The following is a 15141-nucleotide window of genomic DNA, read 5'->3' as shown; positions in this document are numbered from 1 at the left end:
CCCCAAAGGCCGTTGCCGATGCCAGACCAATCGGCTAAATGAAGCCCCACTGCACCCGTAGCTCAGCTGGATAGAGCGTTGCCCTCCGAAGCTGGACCGGTGGCGCGTGTAATCCCTTTAAATGCAGCGTTTTTTAGCTGCCCGTGCATCGATTCCACGTCGCAGGCACACCCGGGCCACGTTTGCCGGCTGGCCCCCCTTCATCTAACCCTCGAGAGATTGCCCTGGAGATTGGCTTAAAGGCAGCACTTCGAATGCTGGGCGAACTATGGCAGGGTCAAGCCCCAAGGGGCCGGCAAAGCACACGATCAACCGAATGGACACGCCAAGTCTTGATTCGCCTTTGCGAGTGGCCGCTTTCGAGCGCGTCCGAGAGCTCAATGAAATCCATGATCATCTAACTGCCACGGAATTAAAGCCCGGCTTTCTCTTCCGAGGAGAACGAATCCCGCTGGTGAATCCCCAGCGAGGGATTTTCAAGCCGCAACAGATGCGGTTCTTACTGTCGATCAAGACGGTATTTCCAAAGCCGGGCGGCAAGGTCTGGTATGACGACCAGCGGGAAGTCCATCGCCAGATTTTTCAGGGTGATGAATTCATTGACTACGCCTTTATGGGCAAAAACCCGGATGCGGCCGATAATCGATGGCTAAGAGAGGCATTTGAGAACCAGATACCAATCATCTACTTTCTTGGGATAGCACCCGGCCGCTATCAAGCCCTCCTCCCGACGTTTATATCCGGCTGGGACGGGCATGCTCTGACGGCCCGGGTGACCTTTGGACCGAGCCCAGAGAGTCTGGCGCCGCCAGCGAACGCGCTAGAGCGACGATACGCGCTGCGCACGGTCAAGCAGCGGCTGCATCAGGCAACCTTTAGAGCGGCCGTAATCGCGGCATACGATGGACGCTGTGCCCTTTCTGGCCTTCCTGAGGCCCTTTTGCTCGACGCCGCGCACATCGTGGCCGACAAAGACGATCTATTTGGTCAGCCTTTAGTTACCAACGGAATTCCTCTTTCCAAAATTCATCACGCGGCCTTCGATGCCCACTTGATCGGAATCGATCCTGATTTTCGTATGCATGTGTCAGATCGACTGCTCGGCCAAAATGACGGCCCGATGTTGGAAGCATTGAAAGAGCTAAATGGCCGGAATATTCGCCTGCCGGGCCGAACAAGGGACCATCCTGACAAAGATCGACTTGCCGTGCGCTTCGAGCGCTTCAAGCAAGTCGCGTAGTTCGGTTCGCGTTAACCTGGGCGTTCTGACGATACGTGAGGTCAAGTCCGTAGCTGAGCTACGATTGTGTTGAAACTGTCTCACCTTCAACTAACATTCTGCGTCAGCACCAGGAGCGTGGTAGCTTCGGACAACTTGTTGCGCCGCATACAAAACGAACTGCCAACCCCTCCCCGATCAAAGTTGTTCCCACATCTACGCCATTGACCCGGAGTGTTCCACAGCGACGGCCGAAGTTGCACGCATCCGTGCCTTCCGTCCCGGGCGCACAAGAACACGCAATCTGCTGAAAGTCCGAACGGCCGCTGCTGACAAGTTCACGAAGCCGCCGCGTAGCCGCTTCGCCCCTCTGGCGCTCTGTTTCGCATCGCGCCCGATCGCCTGTTTCCGGCGCGTTGAACCCCACTAGGCGAATGTTGGGCCTACCATCATCCAGACTAACTGTATCCCCGTCGATGACGCGCACCGAAATGGAAATAGGGGACGAGACCGATTCGGCTGCGGGTAACTTGAGTTCAGTGGAACGCTTCGGCCACGCTTGGACGGCCACGAAACCAATAAGGACACAAAGGACGACTAGCCCAGACAAGTAACGTGAGCCACGCTGCTTCGGTTTGAAGTCTGCAATCATCCTGAGCCGCTTCGGATCCGCCCATTTAATTCTGCGAAATTTGTAGAGATTGTCTGGCATACTCAATGACTGGACCGAATGAGTTTGACGCGAAAACTTTATAGGACTGACGGGCTCCTCAGGAATCGGACGGTCACGGCCGCGTCGATGGCCCGGACCTAGAATAGAAGATTACGCCTTGGTCAGGCAAGCGAAACGAATATTTAAGTTCTGAAAATCAGAACTAATGAGCGCGGGAACAAGCTGGCCGATACGAAGCTAACTAAGCAACTTGTGATCTGCCGTAACTGCTAGCGCGGGTTTAACGGCGGCGTATGAGGCCCGGATCGCTCGCGCGAGACATGGCCACTCCTTGTTCACCAAGAGTTAACTACGGTAACCAGGCGGTTGTCCTGAACGCCTGAAAAGCGCGTCAAACCTTGCGCGCAATGGTGGGGGCCAAGAACCCCACGACTTCATTATTCCTCAATAATACACTCGCATTGTGATGCGATGGACATCGCCGGGAACAAATACAGCGAATATTTTTCGATGTTGTTTGCAGGCGATCTGCGGGCATTCGGCGGGCCCTCTCCGGACAACGATACGGCCAGCCTAATTCGCTCCGAACAAATAAAAATTGTTCGGAGAAGCGCTCCAGGCATGCTGATTGCGAATGCCTGCAACGCGGTGGTGCTGGCAATGGCTCTTTGGACGGGCCCCGATCGATGGTTGGTCGTTTCTTGGGCGAGCGTTGTTGTCAGCGCGGCGGTTTTTCTCGGCATCAAGGCACACGCGAGTTGGCGTTCAACCCAACCGCAATTCGTATCGCGAAGAGCCATGCACGGCCTCGTTCGAAACGCGTCGATACTCGGATCCATTTGGGGCATCGTTCCGGTCGTTTTCTTCGCCGACGCCTCGAACGGCGGCCAGTTGGTGATAACTTGCTTATGTGCGGGAATGCTGGCCGGCGGCGCATTTGCTTTTGCGACGATCCCGATAGCAGCAATCGCCTTCACTTTTCCCATCCTTCTTGGGGTAGCGATCTTTATCGGGCAGAACGGCGATTTCGTCTATTCGTTGGTCGCCATCCTTACCGTGGTCTATGCCTTTGTGCTCTTGCGGATCGTCCTCGCCCATTCATTCGAGTTTGCCGAGCGATTAATCGCTCAATTGCAGGCGGAAAGGGCCGTCAGGGAAGACACGCTCACCCGCCTACCCAATCGTTTGGCCTTTAACGAGCGACTAGATGAGTGTTTGAAAGGACTTCTTCCTGGACACGGCCAATTCGTCCTGGTGCTATTGGACCTCGATCACTTTAAGGAGGTGAACGACCAATTTGGGCATCCTGCAGGAGACGAACTCCTCGTCCAGATCGCCGCGCGTTTACGTCGATCCGCCCGCGCAATGGAAATGATGGCGCGCCTGGGAGGCGATGAGTTCGCTATCATTGCGGAAGGCGCGGCTGAGCCGGAACAAGCGTTCGAACTGGCAGGTCGGTTGCAATCCATTTTTGCCGAACCCTTTTGGGTTGATGATAAGCGAATCAAGGCGGCAGCCAGTATTGGCATCGCCTTGGCGCCTCGCGATGGCAGCACTGCCACCCACCTGCTTAAGCGGGCTGATGCCGCGCTTTATCGCGCCAAGCGATTTGGGCCCGGCTCAATCTGCTTTCATGAAGCAAGCGACGATATCGCAGCTCGCGAGCATCAGGCGCTCAAGCGCGATCTGGAGCTAGCGATCGAAAATGATCAACTTTTTCTTGTTTACCAGCCATTCTATGATCTGAGATTAGACCGCGTTACCGGATTCGAGGCTCTTCTTCGATGGCGGCACCCGACGCGGGGAGTGATTCCTCCGCTCGACTTCATTCCCTTAGCCGAAGAGACGGGTCTTATTCATTCCATCGGAAACTGGGTGATACGGCGCGCGTGTGAAACTCTTGCAGAGTGGCCTTCCGACCTCCGAATTGCCGTTAATCTATCCGCTATCCAACTTCAAAATGCTGGCGTGTTGAACACCGTCGTCTCTGCCCTCGCAGACAATGGGGTCCATGCCGGCCGCCTTGAGGTAGAACTAACTGAATCGATGCTGATATCAAATTATGAGGACGTGTCGGGCATACTGAATTCGATGCTAGCGCTCGGTGTCACCGTAGCTCTCGATGACTTTGGCACGGGCTATTCCTCGCTCACCCATCTGCGCAAAATTCCCTTCGACAGAATCAAGATAGACCGATCCTTCACGAATGAGATGCTCAAGGATGACGGCTGCGCTGCGATTGTTAAGTCGATCATTCGGCTTGCCGCAGACCTCAACATGAATGTTGTCGCTGAGGGCATCGAAACCCAGGAACAGTTGAACTATTTGCGCGATAACGGGTGCGCAGAAGGTCAGGGATATCTTATTGGCAAGCCGATGCTGCCTGCCCAAGCCCTTGCTTTGATCGCCCGTCAGCTTCGCGGGCTGAATCAACTTTCTGCGCTCGGGCGGTGATTCGGGATTCCCGGTTCCGCCAAAAAAACTCCGTCACGCCGGCACATGCTTTTCAAACTAGCGCTAGCCTTCCGACCTGCCGTCTGAACAGAGGTCTGAGCTCTCCCGTAGGGCGGTGCTCCCCGGCTCGCCTACGTTGCCGATAGAATTTCGCCCTATCCTGGGCGCTTGTCGTCCATCTCACCGGTAACAAACAGATTTCGAGGAATTATTAGACTGGCGAAAGGCGTGCAGCGGGGCCTTACGGCGATCCGCGGCAAATGACGGGTTTAGCCGACCATAGGATCTGAACCCGCGAGAGTTGAATCAGCGGCGGTGGACCCTCGATTGATACTCGCCTGTCTACTCGAACTTGCGGCCTGCTAAAATCGACACAGCTCTCGCTCGTGATCGTAATCAACGTGGTCCGGGCTAGCAGCGACAGCTCTATTTCGGTGGGACAGGCTTGTATCTCGCTCATACAGGCTTATACCATTGCTAGCACTCGCGGCTTGCGACTGCCAATCCAAAACAAAATCAACAAAAGGATCTCATGAAATTCCGTCCGCTTCACGACCGCGTTGTGGTCAAGCGTATCGACGCTGAGGAGAAGACTGCTGGCGGCATCATCATTCCGGACAGTGCCAAGGAAAAGCCCTCGCAGGGCGAAATCGTCGCTGTGGGCCCGGGTGGCCGTGACGAAGCTGGCAAGCTGATCCCGATCGACCTCAAGGTTGGCGACCGCGTGCTGTTCGGCAAGTGGTCCGGCACCGAGGTCAAGCTCGATGGTCAGGAACTGCTCATCATGAAGGAAAGCGACATCATGGGCGTCCTCACCGACGTGCCCGCTGCCAAGAAGAAGGCCGCTTAAGCGCCTAATCCCTCCAGAACTTCAAGGAAAAACATCATGGCTAGTAAAGAAGTCAAATTCGGCGTTGATGCCCGCGACCGTATGTTACGCGGCGTCGACATTCTTAACAACGCGGTGAAGGTCACACTCGGCCCCAAGGGCCGCAACGTCGTGCTCGACAAGTCGTTTGGCGCTCCCCGCATCACCAAGGACGGCGTCACCGTCGCCAAGGAGATCGAACTCGACGACAAGTTCGAGAACATGGGCGCCCAGATGGTGCGCGAAGTCGCTTCCAAGTCGGCTGATGCGGCCGGCGACGGCACCACTACGGCGACCGTGCTGGCCGCCGCCATCATTAGGGAAGGCGCGAAGTCGGTTGCCGCCGGCATGAACCCGATGGATCTGAAGCGCGGCATCGATTTGGCAGTGGACGCCGTGGTCGCCGACCTCGTCAAGAACTCCAAGAAGGTCACCTCGAACGAAGAAATCGCCCAGGTCGGAACCATCTCGTCCAACGGCGACGCTGAAATCGGCAAGTTCCTCGCCGATGCCATGAAGAAGGTCGGCAACGAGGGCGTCATCACCGTTGAAGAAGCCAAGTCGCTCGAGACGGAACTTGAGGTCGTCGAAGGCATGCAGTTCGACCGCGGCTACATCTCGCCCTACTTCGTCACCAACGCCGACAAGATGCGCGTTGAAATGGATGACGCCTACGTCCTGATCAACGAAAAGAAGCTTTCTCAGTTAAACGAACTGCTTCCGCTTTTGGAAGCCGTGGTGCAAAGCGGCAAGCCGCTCGTGATTATCGCGGAAGACGTCGAAGGCGAAGCCCTCGCTACCCTCGTCGTCAACCGTCTGCGGGGTGGTCTGAAGGTCGCGGCGGTCAAGGCTCCGGGCTTCGGAGATCGCCGCAAGGCGATGCTGCAGGACATCGCGGTGCTGACCGGTGGTCAGGCGATCTCGGAAGATCTCGGCATCAAGATGGAGAACGTCACGCTCGCCATGCTCGGTCGCGCCAAGAAGGTGATGATCGACAAGGAGAACACCACGATCGTCAGCGGCGCCGGCAAGAAGGCCGACATCGAGGCGCGCGTGCAGCAGATCAAGGCGCAGATCGATGAAACCACCTCGGACTACGACCGTGAGAAGTTGCAGGAACGTCTGGCCAAGCTCGCAGGCGGCGTCGCGGTGATCCGCGTCGGCGGCGCGACTGAAACTGAAGTGAAGGAGCGCAAGGATCGCGTCGATGATGCTATGCATGCAACCCGCGCGGCGGTTGAAGAAGGCATCGTGCCGGGTGGCGGCGTCGCCCTGCTGCGCGCCTCCCAGCATCTGAAGGGGCTGCGCACCAAGAACGACGACCAGAAGACCGGCGTCGAGATCGTCCGCAAGGCACTTTCTTGGCCCGCTCGCCAGATCGCGATCAACGCAGGCGAAGACGGTTCGGTGATTATCGGCAAGATCCTCGAAAAGGATCAGTATTCCTACGGCTTCGACTCCCAGACCGGCGAATACGTCAACCTGATCTCGAAGGGAATCATTGACCCGACCAAGGTTGTGCGTGTGGCGATCCAGAACGCAGCTTCGGTTGCGGCGCTTCTGATCACCACCGAAGCCATGGTGGCCGAAGTGCCGAAGAAGAACGCTGGCGGCGGCGGTATGCCTCCGGGTGGTGGCGGCATGGGTGGTATGGGTGGTATGGATTTCTAATTCCAACCGTTTAAAGCACGACAATCAAGAAAGGCCCGGCAGCAATTGCTGGGCCTTTTTGCGCCAAACAACCGGCTAGCTTTCGGCGACCCCGGACTCCAAAGTGGAACGATCACCGTCAGACGTTATTTTCATTCTGAATCGGCGAACCCACACATCAGGCCGCTGAGCTTTCACGGGCTAACCTCCGACGGCTCTGATCGGAGCGCGGTTTGGGCGTGCCAGTTCCTCCCTCCGCTGTCTCAATCCCGCGAATGGACCGCGGCTCTGGCAGAGCAAAAGGAGTCGCAATCCGTCACAATAGCGGCGCAAGACAATAGACCGCTGCCCTCCGAAGCTGGACCGGTGACAGAGCTGATCCCTCGAAAACTGCAGGTTTCTGACGACCTGTGCGTCAGTTCCTCGCCATCGGCACACCCGGGCCACGCTAGTTGCAATCGCGCGCGCGTCGAAAGTCGATTTGCGAAGCTAGCTCGACCGAAGGTAGCGCTTCGAATCTTGGGCGAACTATGCCACGATCAAAACCTCAAATTGCCAGTAACGCGCGCGCTATTGGGTCGATACGGCAAATCTTGACTTACTTGAGGTGCGATGAGCTGCCCATTTTGCTCGATTGATCCAAGTCGAATTGCTTTCTCAAATGACATAATATTCGCCCTCTGGGACGGATTTCCGGTCAGTGCGGGCCATCTTCTCATCATTCCCCATCGCCACGTGTCGGCCTGGTCGGACCTGAAATCCGTCGAGAAGTCCGCGGTCTGGTCGGCCATCGATCAGGGGCAGGCCATGATCACCGAACGCTTTCGCCCGGATGGCTTCAATATCGGCTTCAACGAAAGTCCGGCAGCCGGTCAAACGGTCTTTCACTTTCATCTGCACGTCATCCCGCGCTATTCGGGCGATGTTGCTGATCCCCGAGGCGGTGTGCGGCATGTCATTCCCGGCAAAGCAAACTACCTCAAGGCGGCCCCCCCTGCTGAAACTGCAACGAACCAAAGGCTGATTACCGGCGGCGACGATCCTTTGTTGCCGCACCTCCTACTGAACCTCGATCATTCAACGACATGTGACATGGCTGTCGCCTTCCTGCTCGACAGCGGCGCGCGCTTGATCGTCTCACACCTCCGAGATTTCCTGGCGCGGGGAGGTCGGGCACGGATCCTGGTCGGGGATTACCTCGAGGTCACCGAGCCGGCGTCGCTACGCCGCCTCAATGATCTCTCTGGCAACCTACAGGTCCGGGTCTACGAAGCGCGAGATCGCGGCTTTCACCTCAAGACTTACATCTTTCAAACCGAGCTTGAAGGTATCGCCTTTGTAGGGAGCTCGAACCTGTCAGCTCCGGCCCTCACCAGTTCCGTCGAATGGAACTACAAAGTTATCTCGCGCGACGAGCATGCTGGTTTTTCGGAGATTACTGCGGGCTTCGAAAATATCTTCAACGCACCATCGTCTGTTCTCGCGGATGAGGCTTGGATATGCCGCTACGAGGCCCGTCGAGCGCATCCGGACTGGCCGGCGGCAGAAGTAGCTGAAGAGGCGCCTCCACCTCCGGCAGTCCCTCATGCCCTCCAGCAAGAAGCGCTTGCGGCTCTTGTGGATACTCGGAGCGAAGGCTTCTCGGCTGGCCTGGTTGTCCTGGCTACGGGTCTTGGAAAAACTTGGCTCTCCGCGTTTGATAGCGATCGATCAGAGTTTCGGCGTGTTCTCTTTGTGGCTCACCGCGAAGAAATACTGAACCAAGCGATAGACAATTTTCGACGCGTTAGACCGAATGCGTCCATTGGGCGGATGAACGCATCACAGAGAGAGACTGACGCGGACCTGCTTTTCGCCTCGGTGCAGACGCTCGGCCGAATAGAGCATTTAAGTAGATTCGCGCCGACAGCCTTTGACTACATCGTAGTCGACGAGTTTCACCACGCAGCCGCCCCGACTTACCGCCGGATTATAGATTACTTCCAACCAAAGTTTCTTCTTGGGTTAACGGCAACACCAGAGCGCATGGACGGAGGAGATCTTCTTGCCTTGTGTCAAGAGAACCTCGTTTTTGAGGCCTCGGTGCCCGATGGCGTTTCAGCGGGCTTGCTCTGTGCTTTCCAATACTGGGGCGTTCCCGATTTGGTCGATTATGCCAACATCCCCTGGCGCAATGCGCGTTTTGACCCGACAGAGCTCACGGCAGCGGTCGCAACCGACGCGCGCGCGCAAAACGCTCTCGAACAGCTACGTAAACATGGAGCTCAACGCTGTATCGCATTCTGCTGTTCGCAGCGCCACGCCAACTTTATGGCAGAGTTTTTTAATACGCATGGGCTTCGCACGGTCGCCGTTCATGCCGGTAGTGAGAGCGCTCCAAGGACCACTTCACTGGATCAACTAGCAAATGGCGATCTCGATGTTATCTTCTCGGTCGACATGTTTAACGAAGGAGTCGATGTCCCAAACATAGATAACCAACCTTTTTTTGAAGGGCGTCCAATGCCTGATTCGGGAAAGTCACTAATCGAATATAAGTTCGTTCCAAGTGGAAAACATTTACAGATCGAAGCCAATTGGTCGGGGCGCCATCCCCAGCAAGCAATCGATCATGCGAAGGCTGCACTTGAACGTTACGCTCGATCTCAATATGACGAGATAAAACTCTACTCCAAAAAGTATATGGGTCGCGTTTATTTTCATGTGTCTGGCATGCAACAAATGGTCGATTGGCAACCAGCAAAAGCGCCTCCCCGGAATTCTCACGGGGGCGAGATCCGCGCAAGAGGGATAGATTCCATGGCCCGACAGGGCGTATCTTTCAAAAAATAACTTGCGCAATAATCGCAGCCCGTCGGCAAACTTTACGGCTCGCTTGATAACGCAGAATCACCTGTTGCGTGTTGCAAGGCGCAGCTCGGAACGAACTTGTTTTATCCCAACTTCTTTGTAGGACGCTTGCGAGATCTTCTCGACCAACTTTGCAAACCTCTCAAAGATTTCCCGCAGATCTTGAATACTCAAATAGCAAATCCAGTTGGGTGGCTGCTTTTCTTGAGGTCTGTTCCAAAGGTAAATTCCTGCAATTGAACCCTTCTCCGGTTTGAAGTCGACATTGAAGTGTGCAAAGCTGTTTCTCATATTCCTCGCCAAATCTCGAAGGTTCTGTGTTTTTTCTGCACCGTGCTCGAATAAGGGTATCGGCCAACCCTGCTTCTTCAATTCCGCTATGCTTGTCTTTGGAATGGCGTCAAAGAACTCCTGTTGCGGGAACATCAACAAACCGATGGCCGAATTAACAAGTTGAGTAACTTCGAAATACTTCTTCGGGTTCACTTTGCTTAGTTCATCAATAGTGTTGAGATTCTTACGCGTTCGGCGTGCAAAATGGCGAACAGTAACCTCGTATGCCGTCATAGTTATTTGTCCGCCCCGATTGTGAGAGCCGATTATACCATTCTGTGAATTTTGCGAAAAGTCGCGCCGAGTGCCATTTCGGGTGCCACCCGAAGCCAGGATAGGCCCGCCACAGTCCCGGCACCCCCGGCACGTGCTTTTCTGGCGCACCCGACACGATTCGAACGTGTGACCTTTGCCCTCGGAGCCTTGCTCCTTCCCCAACCAGCCCCCCCCAAAGGCCGTTGCCGATGCCAGACCAATCGGCTAAATGAAGCCCCACTGCACCCGTAGCTCAGCTGGATAGAGCGTTGCCCTCCGAAGGCAAAGGTCACACGTTCGAATCGTGTCGGGTGCGCCAATAAAGTGCACCCCAATATCCTTGTTCCCCGGGGTCACGCAGCGGAGTGATGAGTGACCCGGAATGGCTGAAGCTGATCTAGACGCCGTAATCCGGCAACTCGCCAAAGCACAGAACAAGAGCCTGATGGCCGCCGCCAAAAAGCGGCAGGGCCTGTTTATGGCCAAGGCCGCCTCGGCCAAGGACAAGGAAGCCAAGGCGCGGTTCAAGCTGCTCGCCCAGAGCGCGATGCTGCATGGCACGGCGGCGGCGAAACGGCTGCAGAACTCTGCCGACAATGCCGCCGACAGCTACGCGCGGGCGGTCAAGAACGCCGCGGAAGAAATCGCGGCGATGAAGCTCGCCAAGAAAACTGAGACGAAGGCCGAGAAGAAGGTCGAGAAACAGCCTGCGAAGGCCGCGAAGAAGGCCAAGAAAGCTGACAAGAAAAAGGCCTGAGCGCGGCTAGCCGCGCAGCATTGCCTTCAGCTTCAGCACCGCGCTGTCAGGCGTGGTGACGACCGGGCAGCCTGAGGCTTGCGCGACCATCTCGGCGGCGGGCGCCATGCTGTATTGGGCCAGCGCGATCAGGTCGCAATCACGCAGGTCTTTGGACGCCTCCACCACCAGACGATCATGGGTGGCGCGATCGCCGCGGTCGAGCGCGGCCATGGCACCATCAGCCAGTTTCGGCACCAGCTCGATCGAAGCCGGAAATTCCCGCGGCATCGACACCAGCGTCGGCGGGAACGAGGACAGCAGGCCGATTTTGCGGCCCCTGGTGACGGCCTGCTCGATCATCGCCTCGTTCGGCTTGAGCACCGGCATCGGCGCATGCGCGCGTGCCACCGCTTCGATGCACGGACCGAAGGCGGAACAGGTGAACAGGATCGCATCCGAACCAGTGCCCGCCGCGTAGCGCCCAAGTTGCAGGAAGCGCTCGGTCATGGCCTCGGTGAGCCCGCCATCACGCGCCAGATCGGCCGACAGGCTGTCGTCCAGCAAATTCATCAGCCGAGCATCAGGCCAAAGTTTTGCAAATGAGGCCTCGATCGGCACGATCGAGTGTTTCAGGGCGTGGATGAGGGTGATGCGCATGCCGATCAGTGTGACGGCGGCGCGATCCGTGTCAACCCGGTGCGCCGCCATGCCTTACCTAAAGAGACAGACTTCTCTTGAACGGCAATACTTGCCTCAAAGGCAATACTTCACTTGAACGGGAGGGCGTACATCAGCCCGCCTTTGTTCCAGGTTGCGTTCAAGCCGCGATCGAGCTTCATCGGGCTTGCCTTGCCGACGTTGCGTTCGAAGATTTCGGCATAATTGCCGCCCGCCTTAATCGCCTGCAGCATCCACTTGTTGTCGAGGCCGAGCCGCGATCCAAGGTCGCCGGCGGTGCCGAGCAGGCGCTGCGTCGCCGGCGCGCCCGACCTCGCCATTTCGTCGGCATTGGCTGATGTCACGCCGAGTTCTTCCGCTTCGACGAGGCCATAATGAAGCCAGGTGATAATGTCCGACCATGCTTCGTCGCCGTTGCGCGTGAACGGGCCGAGCGGCTCCTTGCTGATCGTCTGCGGCAGCACGACATAGTCGGCGGGATTCGGCGCCGCCGTCGTCACCGCACCCGCCAGCGCCGAAGCGTCCTGGGTCATGACATCGCAGCGGCCGCCGAAGAAGGTCTGGTACATCGTATCGGTGCGATCGAACACCAGCGGCTTCCAGTCGATGCCGTTGGAGCGGCCGTAATCGCCGAGCGTCACCTCATGGGTGGTGCCCTGTGCGACGCAAACCGTGGCGCCCTTCAGATCCTTCAGCTCCTTGACGCCGCTGTCGCGCTTCACGAGAAAACCCTGCCCGTCGTAGAAATTGATCGGCCCCTGCCGCAGGCCGAGCGTGGCACCGCGCAGATAGGTCTGCGTGGAATTGCGATAGAGCACGTCGATTTCGCCGGATTGCAGGGCGGTGAACCGGTTCTGCGCGGTCAGCGCGACGTAGCGAACCTTGCTGGGATCACCGAGCACGCCCGCGGCGAGCGCACGGCAGTAGTCGACATCGAGGCCTTTATAATTGCCCTGGGAGTCCGGCGTGGAGAAACCGGCGAAGCCGGCGCTGACGCCGCACACCAGCGCGCCGCGTTGCTTGACCGTGTCCAGCGTGGCCGCCGGCGCGGCCGTAAACGAAATAGCGAGCAAACCTGTCGCGATGACAATTCTCTTCATCTCTGCTCCTCCTAATGACCAACAGACTTCAATGCGCTGTCGACGGCGTGGCCCAATCTGTCGACGATCATGTCGATATCTTCAGTCGCTGCGATGTAGGGCGGCGCGAGCAGAACATGATCGCCGCTGCGGCCGTCCATGGTCCCGCCTGCCGGGTAGCAGGCCAGCCCGCCCTCGAACGCCGCGGCCTTGATCCGCTGATTGAGCTTGAGCGCGGGATCGAACGGCGTGCGCTTGGCGCGATCGGCCACCAGCTCGATGGCCTGGAACAGGCCGCGCCCGCGGATGTCGCCGACATGCCGGTGATTGCCGAAGCGCTCGGTCAGTCGATGCTCGAGATGCGCGCCAATGACTTTCACCCTGTCGAGCAATCGCTCCTCGCTGATCAGCTGCTGCACCCCGAGCGCCGCGGCACAGGCCATCGGATGCGCGAGATAGGTATGGCCGTGCTGGAACGCACCCGAGCCCTGCCGGATGGTATCGATGATCGCCCCGCTCGCGAGCATGGCGCCGATCGGCTGATAGCCGCCGCCCAATCCCTTGGCGACGGCCTGGATGTCGGGCGCGATGCCTTCCTGCTCCCACGCATGCAGCGTGCCGGTACGCCCCATGCCGCACATCACCTCGTCGAGAATGAGCAGCGCGCCGTGCCGGTTGCAGATGTCGCGGACGGCGCGGAAATATCCCTCCGGCGCCGGCACGCATCCGGCGGTGGCGCCTACCACCGGTTCGGCAACGAACGCGGCCACCGTGTCGGGGCCGAGACGCTGGAATTCGGCCTCCAGTTCGGCCACCAGCCGCGCCACAAAATTCGGCTCGGATTCATTGTCGCGCTTTTCATGATAGGCGAAAGCCGGCGTTACATGGCTGAAGGCATCCGAGAGCAGCGGCGCATAAGGCTGGCGCCGCCAGGCGTTCCCGCCCGCCGCAAGCGCGCCCAGCGTATTGCCGTGATAGCTCTGCCGGCGGGCGATGAAGCGCTGGCGCTGCGGCTCGCCGCGCTCGATGAAATATTGCCGCGCCAGCTTGATGCCGGCTTCGATCGCTTCCGATCCGCCACTGACGAAGTACGCATAGGCCAGACCGCCGGGCTCCTCGCCGACCAGATGCTCGGCCAGCGCCTCCGCCGGCTCGGAGGAGAAGAAACCCGTATGGGCGTAAGCAAGCTTCGAGGCCTGACGGGACATCGCCTCGAGCACGCGCGGATGTTGATGACCAAGGCAGGAGACCGCAGCACCGCCGGACGCATCCAGAATCCGGCGTCCGTCTTCGGCGATCAGCCACATGCCTTCGCCGCCAATGGCCTTGGGTGGGGTCTCACGCAAACTACGATGAAGCACGCGGCTCTTTTGACCGGCCATGGCTTTCAACCCTTCTCGGCAACATATTGCGACATCGCGGCGAGGCGGATTTCGGTTTCCTCCAGCCGGCGCTTCGCGGCCGCGCCGCCCAGCGCGAACGTGACCGCGGCAAGCGACTGTGCAATGGCGATCGCTCCGGTCAGGCTTGGAAAGAATCCCGGCGACGCCGCCGCTTCGAACAGCAACAGATGCTCGGCCCCCTCCGCCATCGGCGCCGACATGGTGTCGGCAATCGCGATCAGCGTGGCGCCGGACTGATGCGCCGCGCGCGCCGACAGCACGCTCGCGGTGGAATAGGGTGCAAAGCCGACAACGACGACCGCATCGCCTTTGCGGAAAGCGCCGAGATCGAGATCTTCAGGGCCGGAGCCGCCGACCAGCTGCACCTCGTGCGGCCGGAACAGACGAAGCTGATAGTTGAGCAGCTCGGCTACGCTGCGGCAGCTTCGGAAGCCGGCAATCCAGATCCGTTGCGCCGTGTGCAACGCGCGCGCGGCACCTGCGATAGACCCGATATCGATGCGCGCAAGACCTGCCGCTTCGGCTTCCAGCTTGTCGGCGATCAACGATACATCAGAGTTCGGCCCGGGGCGGCGCCCCTTGGCGCGGCCCGAAAACGGTGACGGCGATTCCGGCCGCCGCGCCTCGGTCAAGGCGGCGCGCAGGCCGTCCCATCCGGAATAGCCGAGCGCTTTTGCGAGCCGGGTGAAGGCGGCAGGATCGGCGCCCGCCTCGGAGGCCAGATCGCGCATCGAACGCGTCGTGGCGTCATAATCATTGGCCGCGACGAAGCGTCCGACCTGCTGCAGCCGCGCCGGCAATGACGGCAAGGCGCTGCACAGCTCATTCAGCGGGGAAGGTTTCAGTTGCGGTTGGGCCATGAAACATATGTTGCATGTTTTACGATTTGGTGCAACATATGAAACGTACCCGGCGCATAGCCGAAGATCGCTGCTGCAAT

Annotated in this window: 11 protein-coding genes and 1 tRNA gene; 7 read left to right on the top strand and 5 right to left on the bottom strand. The window is 58.4% G+C overall.

Features of this window, described 5'->3' with window-relative positions:
- Window positions 1–316 precede the first annotated feature (316 nt).
- The 5 genes from JQ611_RS31140 (at window position 317) to JQ611_RS31120 (ending at window position 9696) form a co-directional block, all read left to right on the top strand.
- On the top strand, window positions 317–1240 hold the full coding sequence (locus tag JQ611_RS31140) for an HNH endonuclease (protein WP_212467585.1): 924 nt from the start codon (window positions 317–319) through the stop codon (window positions 1238–1240).
- Window positions 1241–2363: 1123 nt separating this feature from the next.
- Window positions 2364–4346 (top strand): bifunctional diguanylate cyclase/phosphodiesterase, encoded by a 1983-nt coding sequence (locus JQ611_RS31135; protein ID WP_212467584.1) that lies wholly within the window; start codon window positions 2364–2366, stop codon window positions 4344–4346.
- A 532-nt stretch (window positions 4347–4878) separates the two neighbouring features.
- On the top strand, window positions 4879–5196 hold the full coding sequence (locus tag JQ611_RS31130; protein WP_212467583.1) for a co-chaperone GroES: 318 nt from the start codon (window positions 4879–4881) through the stop codon (window positions 5194–5196).
- 36 nt (window positions 5197–5232) lie between these two features.
- Window positions 5233–6885 carry a chaperonin GroEL gene (gene groL, locus JQ611_RS31125; RefSeq protein ID WP_212467582.1) on the top strand — a complete coding sequence of 551 codons (1653 nt, stop codon included), beginning with the start codon at window positions 5233–5235 and terminating at the stop codon, window positions 6883–6885.
- Between the two features lie 591 nt (window positions 6886–7476).
- On the top strand, window positions 7477–9696 hold the full coding sequence (locus tag JQ611_RS31120; protein ID WP_212467581.1) for a DEAD/DEAH box helicase family protein: 2220 nt from the start codon (window positions 7477–7479) through the stop codon (window positions 9694–9696).
- Window positions 9697–9753: 57 nt separating this feature from the next.
- On the opposite strand, the gene JQ611_RS31115 is transcribed toward JQ611_RS31120, so the two are convergent.
- A complete protein-coding gene (locus JQ611_RS31115; RefSeq protein ID WP_212467580.1) occupies window positions 9754–10281 on the bottom strand; it encodes a HEPN family nuclease in 528 nt (175 codons plus the stop codon).
- A 263-nt stretch (window positions 10282–10544) separates the two neighbouring features.
- On the opposite strand from JQ611_RS31115, the gene JQ611_RS31110 reads away from it, so the two are divergent.
- Both JQ611_RS31110 and JQ611_RS31105 read left to right on the top strand, forming a co-directional pair.
- Window positions 10545–10621 (top strand) — tRNA-Arg (locus JQ611_RS31110).
- A 63-nt stretch (window positions 10622–10684) separates the two neighbouring features.
- Window positions 10685–11059 (top strand): hypothetical protein, encoded by a 375-nt coding sequence (locus tag JQ611_RS31105; protein ID WP_212467579.1) that lies wholly within the window; start codon window positions 10685–10687, stop codon window positions 11057–11059.
- Between the two features lie 6 nt (window positions 11060–11065).
- Here JQ611_RS31105 and JQ611_RS31100 read toward each other — a convergent pair whose 3' ends face one another.
- From JQ611_RS31100 to JQ611_RS31085, 4 genes are all read right to left on the bottom strand, one after another.
- A complete protein-coding gene (locus JQ611_RS31100) occupies window positions 11066–11698 on the bottom strand; it encodes an arylsulfatase (RefSeq protein WP_212467589.1) in 633 nt (210 codons plus the stop codon).
- 110 nt (window positions 11699–11808) lie between these two features.
- The gene (locus JQ611_RS31095) at window positions 11809–12819 is read right to left on the bottom strand and encodes an amino acid ABC transporter substrate-binding protein (RefSeq protein WP_212467578.1); all 1011 of its coding nucleotides are present in this window, start codon (window positions 12817–12819) and stop codon (window positions 11809–11811) included.
- A gap of 11 nt (window positions 12820–12830) precedes the next feature.
- Window positions 12831–14180, bottom strand: a complete 1350-nt coding sequence (locus JQ611_RS31090; RefSeq protein WP_212467577.1) for an aspartate aminotransferase family protein — start codon at window positions 14178–14180, stop codon at window positions 12831–12833.
- Window positions 14181–14185: 5 nt separating this feature from the next.
- Complete coding sequence (locus JQ611_RS31085) at window positions 14186–15061, bottom strand: MurR/RpiR family transcriptional regulator (RefSeq protein ID WP_212467576.1); 876 nt, start codon at window positions 15059–15061, stop codon at window positions 14186–14188.
- Between the last annotated feature and the right edge of the window lie 80 nt (window positions 15062–15141).

Origin of the sequence: Bradyrhizobium sp. AUGA SZCCT0182 (assembly GCF_018130185.1) — a bacterium.
In the GTDB taxonomy this organism is placed as follows: Bacteria; Pseudomonadota; Alphaproteobacteria; order Rhizobiales; family Xanthobacteraceae; genus Bradyrhizobium.
The sequence above is the reverse complement of the archived record's forward strand: the minus strand, read 5'-3'. Positions and strand labels throughout refer to the sequence as shown.

Coding starts and splice junctions, on each gene's coding strand:
- JQ611_RS31115 (WP_212467580.1), bottom strand. CDS start 10,281: ATGACGGCATACGAGGTTACTGTTCGCCATTTTGCACGCCGAACGCGT.
- JQ611_RS31130 (WP_212467583.1), top strand. CDS start 4,879: ATGAAATTCCGTCCGCTTCACGACCGCGTTGTGGTCAAGCGTATCGAC.
- JQ611_RS31105 (WP_212467579.1), top strand. CDS start 10,685: ATGGCTGAAGCTGATCTAGACGCCGTAATCCGGCAACTCGCCAAAGCA.
- JQ611_RS31085 (WP_212467576.1), bottom strand. CDS start 15,061: ATGGCCCAACCGCAACTGAAACCTTCCCCGCTGAATGAGCTGTGCAGC.
- JQ611_RS31135 (WP_212467584.1), top strand. CDS start 2,364: ATGGACATCGCCGGGAACAAATACAGCGAATATTTTTCGATGTTGTTT.
- JQ611_RS31090 (WP_212467577.1), bottom strand. CDS start 14,180: ATGGCCGGTCAAAAGAGCCGCGTGCTTCATCGTAGTTTGCGTGAGACC.
- JQ611_RS31100 (WP_212467589.1), bottom strand. CDS start 11,698: ATGCGCATCACCCTCATCCACGCCCTGAAACACTCGATCGTGCCGATC.
- groL (WP_212467582.1), top strand. CDS start 5,233: ATGGCTAGTAAAGAAGTCAAATTCGGCGTTGATGCCCGCGACCGTATG.
- JQ611_RS31140 (WP_212467585.1), top strand. CDS start 317: ATGGACACGCCAAGTCTTGATTCGCCTTTGCGAGTGGCCGCTTTCGAG.
- JQ611_RS31120 (WP_212467581.1), top strand. CDS start 7,477: ATGAGCTGCCCATTTTGCTCGATTGATCCAAGTCGAATTGCTTTCTCA.
- JQ611_RS31095 (WP_212467578.1), bottom strand. CDS start 12,819: ATGAAGAGAATTGTCATCGCGACAGGTTTGCTCGCTATTTCGTTTACG.